This window comes from Polaromonas sp. P1_G4, from assembly GCF_056405475.1.
Window position 1 is genome coordinate 1 of record NZ_JBFUCA010000633.1, and the last position, 2,106, is coordinate 2,106.

Below are 2,106 nucleotides of genomic sequence, written 5' to 3' on the forward strand. Positions count from 1 at the left end.
GAAGTAGACGGGCTGGCCCAGCATGGCGGCYTCGGCCTCGATGCCGCCGCAGCCCCAGGCAACCACGCCGATGCCGTTGATCATGGTGGTGTGGCTGTCGGTGCCCACCAGCGAGTCGGGATAGTACACGCCGTCCCTGCTTTTATGCACGCCGCGCGAGAGGTATTCAAGGTTGACCTGGTGCACGATGCCGAAGCCCGGCGGCACTACGCCAAAGGTGTCAAAGGCCTGCATGYCCCATTTCATGAACTCGTAGCGCTCACGGTTGCGCTGGAACTCCAGCTTCATGTTGAGGTCCAACGAATTTTTCTTGCCGTAGTAGTCGACCATGATGGAGTGGTCGACCACCAGGTCGACTGGTACCAGCGGCTCGATGGCTTTAGGGTTCTTGCCCAGCTTCAGCGCCACGCTGCGCATGGCGGCCAGGTCGGCCAGCAGCGGCACACCGGTGAAGTCCTGCAGCACCACGCGCGAGACAACAAACGGGATCTCTTCGGTGCGCTCGGCCTGGGGCAGCCAGTGGGCTAGTTGCGCCACGTGTTCGGCCGTGACCTTTTTGCCCTCGCAATTGCGCAGCACCGACTCAAGCACGATGCGCATGGACACCGGCAGGCGGGAAACTTTGGGAAACTGTTTGGCGAGTTCCGGCAGGGAGTAGAACTTGCCGGTTTTGCCGGAGGCGGTCTTGAAGCTTTTGAGCGTGGAGGAAAAAGCGTGGGGAGGCGGTTTGGCCATGGCGGACTCCTTTTTATTGACGGCAGCCCCCATTCTGGCAGGCACTGCGGCTCCGTGGGAGTCCGGCGCCGCATACCCTGCCCCTCTACCGAGTCTTGTGCGTTCTCACCAGGCCGGCTGGGGCGCCGCGCGGCGCAGGCCGAAGTACTGAAGCTCGGCCAGCACCGCCACCGTCAGCGCCTGTATGACCACATAGCCCACGCCCAGCATCGAAGGCGACACGTGACCACTCACCAGCAACAGTACACAGGCCAGCGCCCAGCCGATATTGCCAGCCACCAGCGCCCAGATAACGCCGCGCGGCAAAGGATTACGCGTTGAAACAACCGCAACGACTGCCGCATAGACCAGCAGGAACTCTCCGGTGTAGGCAATCAGGCCCTCGGGCAGGTTCAGCATGCGGGCCATCGCGGCTGGAAAGGCGACTTGCAATACGCCGCAAGCGATGCACGACAGCGCATCCACACGCAGCACATTGCGCAGGAAGTTGGGAGAGGAAAGGATGGAACTCGAAGACATGGCAAAACTCCTGAAAGTGCTGGCAGCCGGTCATAGGGAATAGCGATCAGCGCGCCGGGCCGCCGGGTCGGTGCGCATGGGGGTCATCATTCCTGCGCACCGGCTGCTCGTCGATAACCTGGCAGGTAATGGAAAACCAGCTTCATGGCTTTAGGATGGCGCCATGACTGCCAGCATTCATCACCCTACCCGCCCCGCGCCGCGCGCGGCCCAACCCTTTGGCGACCACTTGCGCCACTGGCGCCAGCACCKGCGCCTGAGCCAGCTGGACCTGGCCCACGAGGCCGACATCTCGACGCGGCATTTGAGTTTTGTGGAAACCGGCCGCTCGGTGCCCAGCCGCGAGATGGTGCTGCGCCTGTCGGAGCGGCTGGACATTCCGCTACGCGAGCGCAATGCGCTGCTGGTGGCGGCCGGCTACGCGCCCATGTACCGCGAGCGGCCGCTGAATGACCCGGCGCTGGCTTCGGCCCGCCAGGCGGTGGAGCTGCTGCTGAAAAGCCATGAGCCCTACCCGGCCCTGGCCCTGGACCGCCACTGGAACATCGTGGCGACCAACCGCATGGTGCCGCACCTGCTGGCGGGCGCCGATGCGTCGCTGCTGGAAGCCCCCGTCAACGTGCTGCGCCTGAGCCTGCACCCCAAGGGCCTGGCGCCGCGCATCGCCAACCTGCTGCAGTGGCGCGACCATTTGTTTGAACGCCTGCGCCAGCAGATCACGGCCACGGCCGACCCGGCGCTGGTGGCGTTGCTGGAAGAACTGAAGGCCTACCCGGTGCCGGAAGAAGCCAAGGGGCCGAATCTGGAAGGCGAGCATCCAGGCGTTGTGATGCCTTTCAAGCTCAACACGCC

At 64.2% G+C, this 2,106-nt stretch carries 3 protein-coding genes; 1 reads left to right on the forward strand and 2 read right to left on the reverse strand.

The annotated features are described in order from the left end of the window. Together AC1D1X_RS21545 and AC1D1X_RS21550 are read right to left on the reverse strand one after the other, a co-directional pair. Nucleotides 1-735, reverse strand: a 735-nt coding sequence (locus AC1D1X_RS21545; RefSeq protein ID WP_477699136.1) for an aconitase family protein, incomplete at its 3' end; no start/stop codon positions are given. 105 nt (nt 736-840) lie between these two features. After that, nucleotides 841-1,254, reverse strand: a complete 414-nt coding sequence (locus AC1D1X_RS21550; protein ID WP_477671368.1) for a hypothetical protein — start codon at nt 1,252-1,254, stop codon at nt 841-843. A gap of 163 nt (nt 1,255-1,417) precedes the next feature. Between AC1D1X_RS21550 and AC1D1X_RS21555 the strand changes: the two genes are divergently transcribed. Further along, on the forward strand, nt 1,418-2,106 hold a 689-nt coding region (locus tag AC1D1X_RS21555), incomplete at its 3' end, for a helix-turn-helix domain-containing protein (protein WP_477699137.1).